The 18,968-nt window shown below is 42.1% G+C and carries 11 protein-coding genes and 1 pseudogene; all 12 read left to right on the top strand.

Translation table 11 applies throughout. From position 1 onward, the window contains the following. Window positions 1-139: 139 nt before the first annotated feature. The 12 genes and pseudogenes from NYR53_RS24010 to NYR53_RS23955 all read left to right on the top strand — a co-directional run bounded on the left by NYR53_RS24010 (window position 140) and on the right by NYR53_RS23955 (window position 18,694). On the top strand, window positions 140-1,030 hold the full coding sequence (locus tag NYR53_RS24010) for a carbohydrate ABC transporter permease (protein WP_261301662.1): 891 nt from the start codon (window positions 140-142) through the stop codon (window positions 1,028-1,030). A gap of 18 nt (window positions 1,031-1,048) precedes the next feature. Next, window positions 1,049-1,906: a carbohydrate ABC transporter permease gene (locus NYR53_RS24005; RefSeq protein WP_261301661.1), complete on the top strand. Its 858-nt coding sequence runs from the start codon at window positions 1,049-1,051 to the stop codon at window positions 1,904-1,906. 114 nt (window positions 1,907-2,020) lie between these two features. Beyond that, entirely contained in the window at window positions 2,021-3,850 is a 1,830-nt protein-coding gene (locus tag NYR53_RS24000) for a sensor histidine kinase (RefSeq protein WP_261301660.1), read from the top strand. Next, entirely contained in the window at window positions 3,825-5,435 is a 1,611-nt protein-coding gene (locus NYR53_RS23995) for a response regulator (protein ID WP_261301659.1), read from the top strand. Before NYR53_RS24000 ends, NYR53_RS23995 begins: the two co-directional genes overlap by 26 nt. Before the next feature lie 117 nt (window positions 5,436-5,552). Then, window positions 5,553-6,950, top strand: coding sequence for an extracellular solute-binding protein (locus NYR53_RS23990; RefSeq protein WP_261301658.1), 1,398 nt, complete (start codon window positions 5,553-5,555; stop codon window positions 6,948-6,950). Between the two features lie 166 nt (window positions 6,951-7,116). Continuing rightward, a complete protein-coding gene (locus tag NYR53_RS23985; protein ID WP_261301657.1) occupies window positions 7,117-9,180 on the top strand; it encodes a beta-galactosidase trimerization domain-containing protein in 2,064 nt (687 codons plus the stop codon). Window positions 9,181-9,272: 92 nt separating this feature from the next. Next, window positions 9,273-13,421 carry a CBM35 domain-containing protein gene (locus tag NYR53_RS23980; protein ID WP_261301656.1) on the top strand — a complete coding sequence of 1,383 codons (4,149 nt, stop codon included), beginning with the start codon at window positions 9,273-9,275 and terminating at the stop codon, window positions 13,419-13,421. Next, on the top strand, window positions 13,406-13,567 hold the full coding sequence (locus NYR53_RS23975) for an RICIN domain-containing protein (RefSeq protein ID WP_367618678.1): 162 nt from the start codon (window positions 13,406-13,408) through the stop codon (window positions 13,565-13,567). The genes NYR53_RS23980 and NYR53_RS23975 overlap by 16 nt, the downstream gene beginning before the upstream one ends. Before the next feature lie 199 nt (window positions 13,568-13,766). Then, window positions 13,767-14,141: pseudogene (locus NYR53_RS23970) on the top strand (transposase). A 149-nt stretch (window positions 14,142-14,290) separates the two neighbouring features. After that, window positions 14,291-14,479: an aspartyl-phosphate phosphatase Spo0E family protein gene (locus NYR53_RS23965; RefSeq protein WP_261301654.1), complete on the top strand. Its 189-nt coding sequence runs from the start codon at window positions 14,291-14,293 to the stop codon at window positions 14,477-14,479. Window positions 14,480-14,698: 219 nt separating this feature from the next. Beyond that, the gene (locus NYR53_RS23960; RefSeq protein ID WP_261301653.1) at window positions 14,699-17,023 is read left to right on the top strand and encodes a helix-turn-helix domain-containing protein; all 2,325 of its coding nucleotides are present in this window, start codon (window positions 14,699-14,701) and stop codon (window positions 17,021-17,023) included. A 21-nt stretch (window positions 17,024-17,044) separates the two neighbouring features. Continuing rightward, window positions 17,045-18,694, top strand: coding sequence for an ABC transporter substrate-binding protein (locus tag NYR53_RS23955; protein WP_261301652.1), 1,650 nt, complete (start codon window positions 17,045-17,047; stop codon window positions 18,692-18,694). Window positions 18,695-18,968 lie beyond the last annotated feature (274 nt).

The raw sequence follows: 18,968 nt of genomic DNA, 5'->3' as shown, positions 1-18,968 counted from the left end.
GCTTTTAGTCGGCATGGATGGCAAATAAATAACGAAAGCAAATTTATTACCAACGACATCAAGATAGTACATTCAATTTCCATTCAAATTATTATAAATTTACTCTAGAAGCGGAAATCATGAAATGGTGGTGGGAAAGATGTTACATTACAGAAAAAATTTAAAAATTGCGTTGTTGTTTTTATTTCCAGCACTAATCGTTTACCTGTTATTCGAAGTTATACCCATGTTGACCTCGTTTTATTTTGCTTTCCATGATTGGCCCGGCATTAAAAACGTTCCTTTGAAATTCGTAGGTTTGGCTAATTTTAAGGAATTATTCACTGACAAGGAATTTATAGCCTCTATCAAAAATGTGTTTTTATATGTTTTTTGGAGCGTTCTTACGCAAATACCTATTGGTTTTTTTATAGCTATTGTCTTGAGCCGTATCCAAATAGCGACGAGATTTTTTAAGGCAGTATTTTTCTTTCCTTTAATATTACCGGCCACCTCCGTTTTTCTGATGTGGAATTTTATCTTTTTCCCTACCGATGCTGGAGCGCTTAACCATTTGCTTCATTCTTTGGGACTTAGCAATTTAACGAGAACTTGGTTGGTTGACGAAAACACCGCTTTTGGGGTCGTTATTTTGGTTACTACTTGGTCAAGCTTTGGATATTACATGACGATTGGTCTTGCAGCTTTAGCGGGCATACCTGATGAAATTCATGATTCTGCCAAAATGGACGGAGCTGCAGGATTCCGAAAATTAGTGCATATTACACTTCCAATGATTTGGGAATCGATTAAAATTTCAGTTGTTTTTGTGATTACGGGCGTATTAAAAATATTCGATATCATTTTTGTTATGACGAATGGCGGTCCAAATGGTTCAACCCAAGTCCCGGCGACATTGATGTACGAAGAAGCATTCAAATATGGGCATTATGGCTTGGGAAGTGCAATTTCAACAGTCATATTTGTAATCAGTTTGCTATTAACAGTAATAAGCTTAAAGCTTATGCAGTGGAAAAAAGAAGAATTATAAAATAAAGGGGCGAACATTATGGTAAATCAAACATCAGCTATTCCACCGAAAATAAAAATCAATATTGCGTCCTTGTTATTTTATATGTTTTTAGCTGGATTTACTGTTTTTTGCTTGTATCCTATTTCGTTTTCAATGCTTTCTTCATTTAAAAGCAATGACGAAATATTTGCAAATCCTTTTAGACTGCCTGATTCGTTTTCCTTTGTCAACTATATCCACGCTTGGAATGCAGGTCATATCGGAATCTATTTTCGGAACACTGTTTTTTTGACGGCAGCTACACTTATATTTACCGCGTTGGTTTGCTTATTAGCCGCATTTGTTTTATCCAGATTTACACTGAAATTTAAAGGTGCTATTTTGCTTTTTTTTGTTGCCGGCCTAATGATTCCCGTACAATCGACCATTATTCCTTTAGCTTATGCCTTTGGTAAGTTTCAATGGAATGACAACTATTTTATTATGATCCTTTTATTTTCGGCATTTTGTATTCCAATGACTATATTTGTCCTTGTGGGATTTATGAAATCGATCCCAACGGAATTAGAGGAGGCTGCAGTCATAGATGGTTGTTCCCATTGGCGTATTCTTGCACAAATTATTGTTCCGTTGACTATGCCGGCTCTAGCTACAGCATCTATCTTCAATTTTATTCAAACCTGGAACAATCTGATTTTTCCGCTTATGTTTATTCATAAGCCAAGCTTGAGCACAGTTTCCATAGGGTTACTATCTTTTTTTGGTGAAAGGACGAATGATTATGGCGGAATAAGCGCAGCTGCAGTAATTACAATTATACCGCCTATTGCAACATATATTTTTTTACAGGAAAAAGTGGAAAAGGGACTTTTGGCAGGAGCGGTCAAAGGTTAAACAAAGCAATACAGCAATCTTTACGATGGACACGGCAAAATTTGTCGGTCCTTTTGTTGTTTCTATTCGTTACGCAAGGCTATATAATTGATTCTGAAATGGAGGCGTGTTTCTATGGCAAGATTAAACGGGATCTTACAGAAATGGTACTATGATTTGTCGATCATCAAAAAAATTATTTTCTCAAGCATCATTACTATTGTGATTCCGATTATTTTATTAGCTGCCCTAGCGAATAAGGTTTCCTCTAACATCATCATCCAAAAAACAATGGACAACTCCTTTCAGAACTTGGAATTGCTTACGCAGGGCTTGGATAGCTTGCTCAATTCCGCAGAGCATTCTGCCAACATTCTCATAGCAAATAACTTTGTGCAGGACATATTAAGTCAGAGCAAAATGACGGATAGTTTAGAAAGATTGAACAACGAAAAATTGCTGGGCGTTGTTATGGATAGTGTATTGGAGCCTAGAAACGAAGCGAGTACAGCCGTCATCTATGCCAATTACAATTTCACGGTTGGATCTGGTTTTGTAAACCCGAGCAAGCTAAAAACCGAAGCGATGAATTCCGATTTGCAAGATGAGCGTTTTAAAGCAGAAAATAGCAAATGGATAGATATGTATAAAATACACTATGAAACGACCCAACCGAGTACAAATGTCATTTCCTTCAAGAAAAATATTATTGGATATAACAATGGAGCCGTGCTAGGCAATATTTTAATTAATATTAATGAGGAAATCATCTCGAACAATTATTCGCAGTTGCATTACGGAATAAATGGGAGGTATTTTATAGTAAATGAAAAAGGAAGCATTGTTTCTTCGCAGAATAAGTCAGAAATATTCAAAAATATCAGCAATGAAAGTTACTTCATACAGGCGAAGGAAATGATTTTAGGAAACCAAATTGTTGATATTCAATCTGAAAAATATTTGATTACCTCTAAACATTTTGAACGGATGCATTGGATTGTGATGGGGGTCATTCCGCTAGATGAAATTACGGCTGACAACAGCAAAGTTTCCTTTATCATCTATCTAGCCGGTTTTATCTGTGTTTTATTAGCAGTTCTTTCCTCAATCTTACTTTCTCGTTCGATTTCAATGCCATTAGTAAAACTATCGAAGTCTATTAAAAAAATGGGGCTTGGCGATTTTGATGTGACGATTCCTACTCTAGGCAATGATGAGGTGGGCGTAGTGTCAAGACGCTTTAATATTATGACCAAACAAATATCCGAATTGATCGATCAGGTCTACGAGGAGCAACAAAAGAAAAGAAATTATGAGCTGCTTGCATTGCAAGCGCAAATTCATCCGCATTTCCTCTACAATACGTTGGAGAGTGTTTGCTCGCTTGTACAAATGAATCGAAACGAAGATGCTTTTCAGATGGTTAAAGCACTCGCCAGGTTTTATCGTTTCGTCTTAAGTAAAGGGGAGAAGGCTATCACTATTCGAGAGGAGCTGCAAATTGCAGAGAATTACCTTATGATTCAAAAATTCAGATATCAGGATAAATTTGATTTTAAAATCAACGTGGACCCTCAACTGCTAAATAACCTAATTATCTGCCTTTCCATTCAGCCTATTCTGGAAAATTGTTTATATCACGGCATTCGTAATATACGCAAAAAAGGGTTGATTGCAATAGAAGGTTATCAGGAAGGAGATAAGGCGATTCTTTACGTTTCGGATGATGGGGTTGGTATGAATGAGGACGAAATCACGCAAATTTTTGCAAATGAGAAAACATCGACAGGGCGAAGCTCCTTCGGTATCCGCAGTGTGAGCGAAAGAATCAAATTATTTTTTGGCCAGGAATACGGCATTCAAATTTATAGTACAATCGGTCACGGCACCCGAGTGAAAATCATTTTGCCTGTGTTACAGAAAACGGAGGAATCATGGGATGATCAAAGTATTGATCGTGGATGATGAATTTCTAATCGTACAGCTTATTAAAAATTCAATTGATTGGAATTCGCTGGGCATGGAGATTGTCGGCGAAGCTTTTGATGGGGAAATGGCTTTAGAATGTATATCGCAAATGGTTCCACAGATTATTATTATGGATATAAACATCCCATTCATAAACGGTATTGAGCTTTCCCAAATCATTCGAGAACGTCATCCCGAGCTGATGATCATTATGCTAACGGGTTACGCAGAGTTTGAATATGTGAAAGAAGCAATCAACATAGGCGTAATCAGTTATCTGCAAAAACCTCTCGAACATGACGAATTTATCCGCGCTCTATTAAAAGCCAAAAGCAACATCATGGAAAGATCGAGCCAAATCGGCATCATTCGAAACATGGAATACAAAAGCCAGTTGAATGAAAAGGAACAATTTCTAAATCGTCTTTTGGTTGCTGACAACAGTTTTTTTGTCCCGGAGGAGCCGATCAAGGAGAAGTGCAATTTGTTTCAGATACAACTGAATGCAGATAGTTTAATGGTTTGTATCATTAGCATTGATCATCTTAAGGAGAAATTTAATGATGAATTCAAAATTAAACTGAGAACGTTTGCAGTCTTGAATGTTTCCACTGAAATTCTTTCACAATTTTACCCTGCGGTGGTCTTCAATGGTTCAGATGATCAAGTCATTGTGCTCTTAAGTACGGAAGGTCAAACAGATGATAGGCTGCAACGAACATTCAAACTTATTTTCGGAAATATTAGAAATTTTATTCATACTCATTTTGGTCTAACCATTACAATGGCCGTTGGCGGAGTACACCAAGGATATACGAATGTGCCCGTTTCTTACAAGGAAGCGTTATATGCAATGAAACAACGATTTGTCAGTGGTAATAATCAAGTCATTTTTGTAAAGGAAGCGAACGAATCTACAGAAGTTCCAGCCAGTTATAGTCCCGCTGAAGTAATGATCGATCTAAGATTGGCTAATTATGACTCCGCCGTTCAAAAGGTGAATCAAACATTTAAAGAGCTGAAAGAGGAGCGTACCATCAAGGAAGTTGTGATGTTAATATCGGTAGGCTTTATTTCTGTACTTACAGAGTTTATCGTTGAAAATAATCTCGCAATAACCCATGTGCTTAAAAATAAAGCCGAATTTTTTGACTATTTAAACAGAAGGGAAACATTAATCGAGGTCGATACGGCTGTTAAACATTTATTTCAAGAGACGATCCGTTACGTTAGCAGCCATAAAAAATCCATTACTGTTAAAGTGGTCGAGAAAGCCAAAACCTTCTTGGAAAGTCATTACGCGAATGCGGATTTAACCATTGAAGAAATCGCACACCATCTCTATCTAAATCCAAGTCACTTAAGCCGGGTGTTCCGCAAAGAGTTAAATTGCTCTTTAGTTGAATACTTGACGAAAATTCGATTAGGCAAAGCCAAGGAACTGTTGGACGGCGATCTAAAAATTACATTAAGCGATATAACAGAACAAGTGGGTTATAGCGATCCGTATTACTTTAGCAAATGCTTTAAAAAATTTTTTGGAGTAACGCCTACTGTATATATCGAAAATAAAAGTAAATAAGAAGCAAAAATATTACCACTCATATCAAAGTAATACATTTTTTTAACCTTTCATTTTTTTTATAATAAATCTTGTAAGAGCGCTTACACGCACATCAGAAATTGGGAGGTCAAGAAAATGAAGAAATCAGGATTTAGCAGGACAAGCTTGGCATCATTGGCAGTTTGCGTATCGTTGGTCTCTGTTATCGCAGGCTGCGGTGGTGGAAAAACTGAAAGTACAACCTCACCGGATAAAAAAGCAGCGGAGGCTGGCGCGACTGCTTCAGTCGCCGGAAAAAAGGATGATGAGAAAGTAACGATCCACATTTTAACCCGGTATGCCGGGGACGATTCGCATGTAGGACCTTTAAAGGATGCCAAAGATGCTTTTATAAAACTGCATCCCAATGTAACGATTCAGGATGATTCCGTTGCTGAAGAAGCTGCCTACAATAATAAGCTGAAGACGGCAATCGCGACCGGTGAAACCCCAGGATTCTTCTACTATCCTTCTGTGGCAGGTCTGGCAGACTGGGCTAAAAATGGACTTCTTATGGATATAACCCCATTGATGGCTGATAAATCGTGGTCGGATGGCTTTATCTCGAACTCATTTGAAGTTTGGAATCTGGAGAAATTTGGAGTAAAAGGACATTATGCCATTCCTGTTGAGTTTGCTCCCGAGGTTGTATACTACAATCCTGATTTATTTGCTAAGGCGGGGATTACGAAATTACCAGAGACTATGGATGACTTGAATGCCGCTATCGATAAATTAAATGCCGCCAATATTATTCCTTTCGGTACCGGTGCGAAAGATACTTGGAGAACAGGCCATATTCATAATAATATTATTTATCGAACGGTTGGCGTAGATAAAGTGAAGGATCTCGGTACTAGAAAAGCGAAATGGACAGATCCTGATGTTGTTCAATCCTTAGCAATCTTAAAAGACATGAAAACGAAAGGTGCGTTCCAAAAGGGGTTTGAAGGTATTGACTATAACACGGAAAAAAGCGACTTTTTAGCGGGGAAATCAGCGATGAGCGTGAACGGATCATGGATGATTGGAGAAATTACGAATTCCAACTCGCCTTACAAAGATAAAATTAGCTTCTTCCCTTTCCCTTCTTTAAAGGATAAACCACAATTTAAATCGGATTCGGTTATGTTTAATGTTGGATTTATGCTAAGTGGAACGATGAAGGGCCTAGAAAAGGATATGACTATCGAATTTGCTAAATTTTTCACAGGAAAGGAACAGCAACAAAATAAATTGGACAAAGCGAAACTGCTAGGTTCAAGAACAGATACGACTTCACCTGAAGACGCGCCAAAAATCTTCAAAGATATGGTTTCCTACATGACAACCATTAAAGAGCCTGGCGGAGACTATTTTGATTATGACCCGGATCCAGCGTTAACGGACACCAGCCGCAATGCTATCATCGATATGCTTTTGAAATTTTCGCCGGAAGAAGCTGCCAAAAAGGTGCAGGATGAGATTGATAAATATGAGGCCAAGAAGAAGTAATCAAAAGTGTCATTACTTTTCTAAGCGCTAAGTCTCCGCAGTCTATAATACTACTGATCAATCTTTAATGATCATTCTTTCATAGTATTATAGACTATAGACTGCTTTATTTACGCAAATTTACTAAAAAGGTATGCCAGGCTTTTTATTATGAGAGGAGTAAGTTATGGGTAAGTTTGAACTGAATTTCCGTCAGGTACATCTGGATTTTCACACCAGTCCGTTGATTGAAGGTGTAGGCAGAGATTTCAATGCCGAAGAATTTGTGGATACCCTGGAGAAAGCCAGGGTGAATTCCGTCACCTGTTTTGCAAGATGTCATCACGGAATGATCTATTACGACTCAAAAATCAATCCTGAGAGAATCCATCCGCATCTTGTGAATAAAAACCTTCTGAAGGAGCAAATTGAAGCGTGCCATAAAAGAGGTATACGGGTACCTATATATATCACGGTTCAATGGGATTATTACACAGCACAGGAGCATCCGGAGTGGTTATCCGTAAATGAAGACGGCAGTATCATCGGATCTCCTGAAGATATCGTTCAGAAACCGTTTGAACCGGGATTCTATCATACGTTATGTGTGAATTCCCCATACAGAGATTTTTTGAAAGCCCATACCAAGGAAGTTCTCGAAACGTTTCATCCTGTGGATGGTTTATTCTTTGACATTGTGTTTCCTGTAGGCTGTGCATGCAGGCACTGTAGGCAGGGGATGGTTGAAAAAGGTTTAAAACCCCATAATGACATGGACCGTTCCATCTATTCGCAAATGACGATTGACGAATTCCAGATTGATATGACGAATTTTGTCCGCCAATATAGCGAAGATTGCAGTATATTTTACAACAAAGGGCATATAGGAACCGCGCACAGGTCCGTTACCGAGGCGTTCACCCATTTTGAGCTTGAGTCGCTGCCCAGCGGTCTATGGGGATATCTGCATTTTCCCATTACCATGCGCTATGGTCGCAATCTCGGACTTGATTGTCTCGCACAGACGGGGAAGTTCCACACCATGTGGGGGGATTTCCACTCTTTTAAAAATATGGCGGCCCTTGAGTTTGAATGCTTCAATATGCTTGCACTGAATGCGAAGTGCCTGATCGGCGATCAGCTTGATCCCAACGGCAAGCTGTCAGAGCCGGTGTACCAACTAATCGGGGGGGTCTATTCCGAGATTGAGAAAAAAGAACCCTGGTGCAAGGCAGCAAAACCTGTTACTGAAATAGGTGTATTTACATCTGAAGAATACGAAAAGAGATTTAACCGGGACTTGACGCCTTCGCTGAGAGGCGTTACTAGAATGCTGCAGGAAGGTGCGCACCAGTTTGACATTATCGATACAAAGAGTGATTTATCTTTGTACAGGTTGCTTTTACTCCCGGATGAAATTCCCGTATCGGAAGAGTTTGCTGTAAAGTTAGACAACTATATTAGGAACGGCGGCGCTGTAATCGCATCCTTTGAGTCGGGATTAGACGCAGCAAAAAGCAATTTCAATTTGAAGGAACTGGGTGTAAGGCTTAAAGAAGAAGCGACGCGAGATCTTGACGGAAATCTTGTCCGCGGTGAAAACTATCCTGTATTTAATTATGCGGACTATATAATTCCAAAGGGAGATATTGGGAAGGGACTTCCTGAAACCGAGCACGTCATGTATATGAAGGGGCTGGAAGTTGAAGCCCTTGCCGGCAGTGAAGTGCTGGCGGACGTGATTTTATCCTGCTTTGACCGCACTTATGAGCATTTCTGTTCCCACCGCCAGACTCCTTCTTCAGGAAAAACAGGTTACCAGGGTATCGTCAGGAATGGGAAGGTCATTTATTTTGCTCATCCCATCTTCAAGCAATATCACCAAAACGCACCAAGATGGTGCAAGCAACTATTCTTAAATGCTGTAGAAATGCTTATACCGGACCCTGTTCTAAAGCATAACGGGCCAAGTACAATGCTTACTGCCGTTAATGAGCAGGTGAAGGAAAAGCGGTTAATAGTTCACCTCTTGCACTATATACCGGAAAGGAGAGCTGTTGACCTCGATATTATTGAGGATGTCATTCCTTTATACAATATCAGTTTGATTTTAAAGCCGGGCAAAGAGGTGGATAGTGTCATCTGTGTTCCGCAAGGCAAGGAAATCGAATTCAGGCTTCATGAAGGAGGAATTGCTTTTACAGTCCCGGAAGTTCAAGGACATCAGATGATAGCATTAAACTACAAGTAGGGATTCCATGAACTTCCCCGCAGCAAGCTGCGGGGAAGTAGACCCACAGAGATTAAAACGAGAGGCCATTAAATTACAAGGGAGGAAGAATCATGTTCAAAAAGTACAAACTAATTGCGTACGCTATAATAACAGCATTACTGCTGCAGGTGTTTGCGCTTTCACCGGCGGTTGTCTATGCAGCGGATTATACCATTGGAACAGATGAGAATTTTACGTACAAGCTGGTTCAGGACACCGGGTTAAACGGATATAAACTGGAGATTTACAACGGCGCTTCTGTTGTATGGTCATCTCCAAACGGGCCTGTAGGAATAAGAACCGTAGACGCCAATAATGCTGTAAGTGATTTTCAGTATAAAGCTTATAGCACACTCGCAGTAAATGGGAGTGAGTACGTAGGCACAGCTTCATTCACTACCTCGAATGGAAGCACTATTAATGTCGAAGACAGATATACGTATGTCGGCGGAAAGATAAATATTAGCAGGAGGTCGACAGTTGCCTCAGCGAACCAGAATGATAAAGGATTTATGACTACCCTGGTGGTCAGGAGCTCGGATGCCAAACAGCCTGCAGACTATAAATGGTTTGCTCCGTCCATGTGGTACGGGAATGACAGCGATAATTTTACTGATCGCTCAAGGGCTGCATTTAAAGGCTTTGAATCTTCTCTGGCAGTTGATGCTCTGTCCGTTCCCTTGATTTCAAACTATGACGCATCTACCGGCCTTTCATTAAGTGTAGCAGATGCCACGAACGGGAAGATGGAGACGGTCGATGGAGATATGAACGTAAATTCGAAAATCCTTATCGATGACAGGATTAATGTGGCGGGCTTGGGCTTGAGGAAGGTAACTTCCGGTACAAGCAACTACACGGAAATGTTCCAGACATTCCCAGGTTATACCAGAGACTGGCAGGGAGCCTTCGGTGACAACCAGGTTATATGGCGGTTTTCACCCATGACGGCCAATTCAATCAAGAATTCCGATATCCGGCTTAGCTTAAAATCCTATGCTGACTTCAGCACATCCATCAAAACCAGATGGCGTGACGCCTACGGCAATGTTACGGATAATTACCGGAGTGATGTACAGTCTGTCTTTGAGGAGCTTGTTGCGTACATTGACAGGGGTTTCGGCTACGTTGGTTCGGCTGCCAAGTATATGGCTAATTCCACCATTGCGACAGAAGACAGTGGTTTTATTGGCAGAGCGGCAGATCTGGCGTCCATCATGCTCTGGGCCGGCAACTATTATGGTCATTCAGAATACCTGGACCATGCCAGGGCAGTCATAAATTACCAGATATCAAGCAACAAAGTGGGCGCCGGCTATATGCCTGACAGATCCTATGCAGAAGCTCTTCAGAATATATTGAAAGCATATATTGTGGATAAGAATAAAAACGGCGTTACAAATACAAGTTGGTATAATTACGTAATATCCAAGGTTGATTCGCTTTGGATCAGCCCGACCGGAACATACTATAACGACAGGTTTGGAATTCCTCTTCTGATGGAGGTATACAATTATACACATGATGTCAAATACCTGAATCAAGCCATAGCTATAGGCGATGCTCAATGGAACGGCGGATGGAATACGCTGAGGTTCAATAACGGCGTTGTCGATTATGGGCCAAGCGGTGTGTGCTTTGACAGGGAAATGGCCGGCAAAGCCTTGGAATCCTTTATGGCGCTGTATAGAGCGACTTCCGACAGCAAGTGGCTGGATCGAGCCAAGACTACAGCAGACTACCTTGAAACATGGCAGATCAGGGAAAATTTTCAGATGACGCCTTTCAGTACCAATCAATATGAAACTGATCAGATAGCGAAGCCTTACGGTTTAAGCTTTGTAAATGCCGGTTCAGCTTCGATAGATCAATATATGATAAACTGGGTGCCGGAATTCACCAAGCTTTACCAAGCTACAGGGGACTCGCACTACAAGGATTTTGCCAACGATGTACTGTATAACTCACTGGAATATGTCAATATGAATGATAGGATTGGCGCTTTGGGAGATACGCAAAGGGATACCGGGATCGGGTTCACACTGGAGGTTATGTGGTCTTCGGTGGACAGGGAAAGGACCTGGTGGAACAGGGGCAAGGGGCATGTTGACAATGTGCCGTGGGTTCCTTATACCATTATGACTGGAATTCAGCAGTTAAAGGACTTAACCGGATTCTGGGGACTTGATGCGACAACCTATCCAACTCAGGTTGTGAAGTATGAAGCGGAAAATGCCGCATTGTCCGGCGGCGCTGCCATTGCTACAGACCGTACGGGCCGTACAGGAGCAGCTCATGTTGGCGGTTATGGTTCGCAAGGGGCTACAACAACCTTTACGGTAAACGTTCCGCAAGCAGGCAATTACAGGGCTGTAATCCGATACGGCGCCGCTTCGGGAGACAAGAGAAACAGCTTATATGTTAATGGCAATAAGCTTGGCGTGCTTACATTCCCAAATACGGCAAATTGGGATACATGGGCGGACAGGCCGGTGGATTTAAGCTTGAATTCAGGCAGCAATACAATCGCTATTAAATATGATACGGGTGATAGCGGTAATATCAACTTAGATAATCTGATTGTTATACCGCTTGATCAGAAGTATGAAGCCGAGGATGAAGCTACGCTTATAGGACAATCCGCGGTAACGAATGGAAGCGGCAATTATTCCGGTACAGGCTTTGTCGGATGGACGCAAACACCGGGCGCAGGTATCAGGTTTGCATTTAATGTAACCAATGATGGGAACTATACTTTGAAAACAAGGTATGGCGCTGGTGACGCAAACAAAACCATGAGCCTGTATATTAACGGCGTGAAGACCAAACAGGTTGCCTTCAACAAAACAGCGAACTGGAATACCTGGGCGGACGAAAACGAAATCGTATATCTCAAGTCAGGACTGAACATGGTCGAGTACAAATATGATTCCGGAGACACAGGAAATATAAACCTTGACTACATTGTAGTTTCACCTTATGCAAAACGGCTTGAGGCGGAATACGATGCAGCGCGTGGTGGAAACGTAACGAAGGATCATGTCGGCAGCGGTTTCTCGGGAGGAGCTTACCTTAAAGTACCTGCACAGCAGGGAAATATGGTTTCATTCAATACAACCGTTCCTGCGACCACTTATGAGAAATTATCTTTGATCTATTCGGCAGGCGCCGGCACTGTCACTGCAAGTTTGTACGTGGATGGGACCAAGCTCAAACAGATCAGTTTGAACGGTACCACAAATTCGAATGCTTATGCTTTAAGGGAAGATTTTGTTAATCTCACTGCTGGATTCCATTCCATAGATTACAAGATTGATTCCGGCGATAGCGGAAATTTCAATATTGATTATCTTCAACTGGGTGAAGTTAAACAGCTACCTATACCGAGCGGAACTAACGCAGTATTGAACAAGACTGCGGCTGCAAATGCATTCTTTACCGCAGGTCGGGGCGTGATTGACCAGGATCCGGCATTAGCGGTTGACGGAACAACAGCTAACGGCAAGTGGTGCACAAATGTGGACTACGGCGCGCAGTGGCTGCAGGTCGACATCGGCCAGCCTGTCGACTTGAACAGGTGGGTGGTCAAGCATGCGGGAGCCGGCGGCGAAAGTGCTACTTTGAACACCAAGGACTTCAAGCTGCAAGGAAGCATGGACGGGTCGACGTGGTTTGATGTTGATACTGTAACTGGGAACACCGCAAGCGTAACCGATAGAACGGTGTCCAAATTTACTGCGCGTTATGTAAGGCTTTACATCACCACTCCGACGCAAAACACCGATCAGCATTCAAGGATTTACGAGTTTGAGGTTTATACGAGTACCGTCACAACCGTAAAGGTTGATGACAAGAATGCTGCGGTGACCTACAACCCGGCATGGGGCAATTGGAACGATGTAAATGACTACAATGGTTCCGAAAGCAGTACAAACACTGTGAACAGCTATGCGCAATTTACATTCACAGGAACCTCAATCAAATACATCGGTCAGACCCAGCCGAACTATGGCAAGCTTGATGTATATATCGACAATGTGCTTGATGCTGCCGACATTGATTTGTATGCGCCGGTCACAACCAAGCAGGCTGTTATCTATACAAAAACGGGACTTACAAATGCACAACATACCATAAAGATCGTTGCAAAGGGTACCAAGAATGCAGCATCATCCAACACGTATATCGGTGTTGACGCGTTTGAATACACAACACAATAGTATCGGGAACGACCTGCAAGATCATAGTCCGTCACAGCGGGAAAGTGCTTGACGTGAGCGGGGCTTCAACGGCTGATGCCGCGACCGTAATACAATGGTCGTGGAGCGGAGGCGGCAACGAGCATTGGTCGCTGGTCAAGCAGTAATAGGGATATCTATAGGACAGAGTAATGTATATTGCTGACAATTATTAATGCGGTAGTCTCTTTTGGTGGTGAATCATGGAAGGGGACTATTGCAAACCTTTAATCTCTAAGGGGCTAATTCCCCGCAGCTTGCTGCGTATCATAATTAAGTATTGCTGTATATTAGCACATAAAAGAGCGTAGAAGGAGAAGCTGTGATTTGAGTGAGTATATTCATAAATCACCCAATAAGTCGGTAAATATGTATCACTTTGTTTGGATATGTCTAAACGATATGAAATCGAGTTTCTGGAGATTGGAATCGAGAATAAAACGTACATTTCTGGTACAGTCGATGTCGAGGGATACTCCAATGATGGTCATACAAACGATAAGGAGTCTCACGGCTAGAGAGATATTCGCTAGACATCCCGAAGTTAAGAAGAAGTTACGGGGTGAGCAATTCTGGTCGGATATATACATCATCAGTTCGGTGAGTATGTTCGGAAGCGATGCGACAATCCGAAACTATGTGAAAAAACAAGGAACGGATCATGATTATGAAAAATTACATGAAAAGGTCGACGTTGGTTAACAGTGTATATCTGAGTGAGCAAAGTGGGTGACTATAAGATACCCCGCAGCTTGCTGTTGCTGCGGGGAAAATTTATTTTTAAATTTGATTAACTCTTGACCGTTTCATTACTGAACGGTCTTTTTTAACATATCAGAAGGAGGATAGTAATGGAGAATGCAGACAATGAAATAGACGATTTGCTCATGAAAAATATCCTGTTTCAGAGGTACGAGGGTTTAAGATCCGAAATGGAGATATTGGGTGCGGAATTAGGGCTTCATTATCCTGCGGTATTGAAGATTAGTCAAAAGTTAGATCAACTCCAAAACAAATTAGTGAAGTTGAGGGAAGGATAACGGCCGCGGAACGGAATTCCATATGCCTCCTCTCCCTGCGTATTTACGGCATATTTCTGTCAAGTTTTACGTCCGATTTCTTTTCAATGAGCTTATATTTTTGCTACAATTACAATACTATTAAATCTTCTATGAAATGGGTCTTGTATGATTTATCATAAGATGCAAAGGAAAATCCAACAAATCGTACAGAAAATAGACAACAATGAGGGGCTGACAATGATAAGGATCAGAGGTATTCCGTTGAAAAATTCGGTATTGGTGAAAACGGTGTTTTTTCATTCTATGCTCGTATTGATTTTGGTTAGTGTAGTTTCGTTTTTCATGACGAATACCGTCTCCAGAGGCTTAACCAAGGAAGCTAAAGCATCAGTTGATACAATGACGGAGCAAGCTTACCACACGGCTGACGTGCTTCTGAGGTCTACCTATTACTACTTCGGGCAGCTTTATACGAATGATACGGAGATATTTAATGCGATGTACGGGGATGAATTTACCGGCATGCAATCCAAGCGGATCCGGGATAAGCTCGTGGATTTAAAAGCAGCCAATCCCTTAATAGAATCGGTTTATATCTATAACATGAATCATGACATCGTCTTTTCCTCCGAAAGCACCCGAAACACGGTAGATTCCTTCTACGACAACGAGATGACCGAACTGTTAAAACAAGGACAGAAATTCTTCAGCAGGGGAGTTTTTATTCCAAGAAGGGAGCGGTTTTCTTATGATAACACGCCAGTAGACATGAATTTGTTATCGATCGTTTATACACAGTTTAAACAGGATGGAACTTCAGATGGGGCGCTGGTTGTTAACTTGAATCAACAAACGCTTCAAGAGCTTATTAGCAAGGCAGGGCAGGGAATATCACGGCAATCGATGATTATCAATCAGCACGGAATGGTGCTTTCCCATTCGGACCCACAATTTCTCATGAAACGTATTGCGGATGAACGTTATATCGATGAGATCTTGCATTCCGAACATACAAGGGGACAAATCAGTGTTTCGATCAAAGGGGATAACTATTTGGTCGCATATTTGAAATCCGATCAACTAGGATGGATCGCAATCAGTATGGTGGAGGAAAACAGCATTTTGGGTACCGTAATCATGGTTCAGTGGTTCATCCTCAGTATTACCGGTCTATTTATCATTATCGCAATTGTAAGTGCTATTCTCTCCATTCGGTCGATCTACATTCCCGTTCGGAATTTGGCAAGGAAAATAGGGGGGAGTTCGACCAAACCGTTGCATCCACCGCATGCGAACGAATATGAAATGATCGAATCATGGATTTCCCATCAAGAAGAACGGGTGCAGGATTTGCAGAGCAGTATGTCAAGGCACAGAGATGCCAGCAAGAGGGAATTGCTAAAGGAGATTGTACTTGGACAATTTAAAGAAGATCCCAACAATCTAAAGCGGCTTCATAGTCTTGGAATCGATTTGGCAGGTGGACCTTATCTGGCCGCTGCGATTCGGATTGATGATTATTATTCACTAAGCAACAGATTTCAATTGAAAGACCAAGCATTGTTCAAGTATGCGATTATGAATATGGTTGACGAAACTTTGGTTCCCTACTGTACTGCGGAGCTATTCGAATATAATGAAGATACGATCGCTGTTCTAATGAACATGGCTAAAGACCAACCAAACAATGCCGATGCTTATCTTAAAGCTTTCCATGAAGTGCTGGGAAATATAAGGGGATATCTCCCTTTATCCGTAACCATATCCTTTGGTACTGTTGTACAGCGTCTCGAGCAAATGACTTATTCTTGGCACGAGGCATGTCAGGCGGCACAATACAGAATTATTCACGGGACAGGAACGGTGATCCCTTATGTGCCGGAGATGTCACAGCGGATGCCAGCGGATGAATACCCCTACCAATTGGAAAAGATGATTACGGATCAGATGAAGACGGGAAACAAACCGAAGCATCGTGCGCTTGTAAATGAGTTTTTCGAGACGATATCGAAGTATCATTATGAAGAGATCATGCAGTACCTGTCCCAAATGGTAATCATGTCAGAACGTGTTGCGAAGGTGATTACAGATGATGATGAGCTGCTGCACATGGATATGTCCTCATTATCGGAATCCTTGCGCCAATGGGATACATTAGCCTATATCAAGGACGAATACATTAGAATATGCGAAAAGATCATGGATTTCCGGGATCATGATTTTTCGTTACGAGGTGTCAAGGTTGTTGATAAGGTGAAGGCGTACATCCACATGGAATACAGCAACCCGGATCTAACCATTGACGACCTGGTGAAGCAAACCGGAATGACCAAAAACCATGTCCGCAAAATTTTCAACGATCTATGCGGTGAGACCATTAGTCAATATCTCAGCAATTACCGTTTTGAGAAAGCCAAAGAACTGCTGACCCAAACTGATTATCCTGCGGCTAGGATCAGCGAGATGGTCGGCATAGCAAATTCCAACTACTTTTATGTCTCGTTCAAGAAGTACGTTGGCAAGTCGCCGCAGCATTACCGAATGGAGCATCGATTGAATTAATGGAAAGGAGGAAATCGCAAGTTGAAAAGAAAGTCGATCAAGAACGCAACCTTATGGATGGCGTTTGCAACAATGGTGCTATCCGTTGCAGCTTGCTCCGAAAGTAATGGAGATGCCGGAGCTTCAACTGCTCCGAGCGACGCCGCTTCCACAGCTTCAAGTGCACCGTCTACGCCACCGTCACCTGTAACATTGAAATTACTGTTCCAGCAATCCAAGCCGCCAGAGATGGATAAGGTGCTGGCCGAGTTCGAGAAGCGCACCAAGGATACACTAAATACCAAGCTCGATATCGAGTTTCCCAGCAGCGAACTAACGCAGATGCTTGGACTGAAGATGGCCGCTGGCGATGAAGTGGACTTGTCGTTCGACTATCTTGGCGCCGGAACCTTGTATCAGAATATTGCACGGGGGTACTATCAACCGCTAGAAAAGTATTTCAACAATGATGCATACCCGGGACTTACGAAAGCGTTTCCTCCGGAACTCATTGAAGCCAATAAAGTGAATGGCCATCTTTATAGCATTCCAATGACGGAGGCATGGAAGATTCCGGGCGCCATTTATTACCGTAAGGACTTGCGCGAGAAATATGGCTTGCAACCGATCAAGACCATGGAAGAGTTCCAGGTGTTCATGGATAAGGTGAAGGAGCAGAACCCGGAGCTGGTTCCTCTGGCTGTACGAAATACTCGCGGCTTTGCCAATGGTGAAATGTTTGCTAATGAAGAGGTACAAAAAAACATTCGTACCAACCCGTACTTCATCTCCGGCACAGGTGTGAATTTCAGCGTGGTTCTCTCCGATGACGGCAAAAAGGTATTAGGTGCTGTAACATTGGGTGACCGGGCATCGGATTATGCAAACCTCCCGGATCCGTATAATAAACCGGATTACCTGTACCAATACCTGGATAAGTATGTTCAATGGAACAAATACCTTGAGATAGATGTTTTGGCTCAGAAGAACCCCGGAGCACTGTTCAATTCCGGCAAAGCCGCAGCAAGCGAATGGAATGTAAGAGCGATGGCTGACGTTAAGAAAACGATCCAACAAGCTATTCCAGGCGCAGATATCGAGTACTTCGTCTATAACACCAAAGTCGCCAATCTTCAACCCCAAGCTCTCGGAACCAACTATATCCCATACAACCACGCTGTCGTTCCGGTTACGTCCAAAAATGTTGACCGTACGATGAAAGTTTTGGATTGGATTTTCAGCAGCCAGGAAAATAACGATCTGTTCACTTGGGGAATCGAAGGCGAGCACTGGACCAAGGTCGGAGATCATGGCTATTCGCGTTCGAACGATCAAGCTAAAAAATACAGCTTCCCGTGGTATGAATTGTCGATGAACTCGATGTATGAACGCATGAATGCTGATACGGATCCGTATGCGAAAAAGGTACTCCAGTTTGTAAAAACGAATAACGCGTATTTTACGCTTTCTCTGGCCAAATTTGTATTCGACGCAACGCCTGTAAAGACTGAAATTGCCAAAGTATCTCTCAAGCTTGAGGAATACAAGCCTCTCTTCGTAACAGGTTCTGATCCGAACTGGAGGGATACGGCCACGAAGATGAACAAGGAACTTCGTGCGCTGGGATTGGATAAGATTCGGGCAGAGCTGGTCAAGCAAGTCCAAGCGTATCTTGATAAAGGCGGTAAATAATCCTGTAGCCGTCACTTGAAACGCACGATTAGTCCGGAAATGAGCAAAAGGATCAGTTAAGAGGGGAAGGCATTATGCCTTCCTCTTTTCATTTTTGACATATACGATTCTTCATTCGGAGGACGTCCTTCTCATTTCTAAAATCATAGGAATCATGCACGATTGCAGTGTTTGAAAGAGTTCAATCACAGTGTTCGTTAAATATTAAAGTACTCTGCAAGCGCTATTTTCTGCATACTGAAAGCATTGAGAAGAAAGTATCTTGTTAAAGTGA

Origin of the sequence: Paenibacillus andongensis (assembly GCF_025369935.1) — a bacterium.
Classification (GTDB): domain Bacteria; phylum Bacillota; class Bacilli; order Paenibacillales; family NBRC-103111; genus Paenibacillus_E; species Paenibacillus_E andongensis.
The sequence above is the reverse complement of the archived record's forward strand: the minus strand, read 5'-3'. Positions and strand labels throughout refer to the sequence as shown.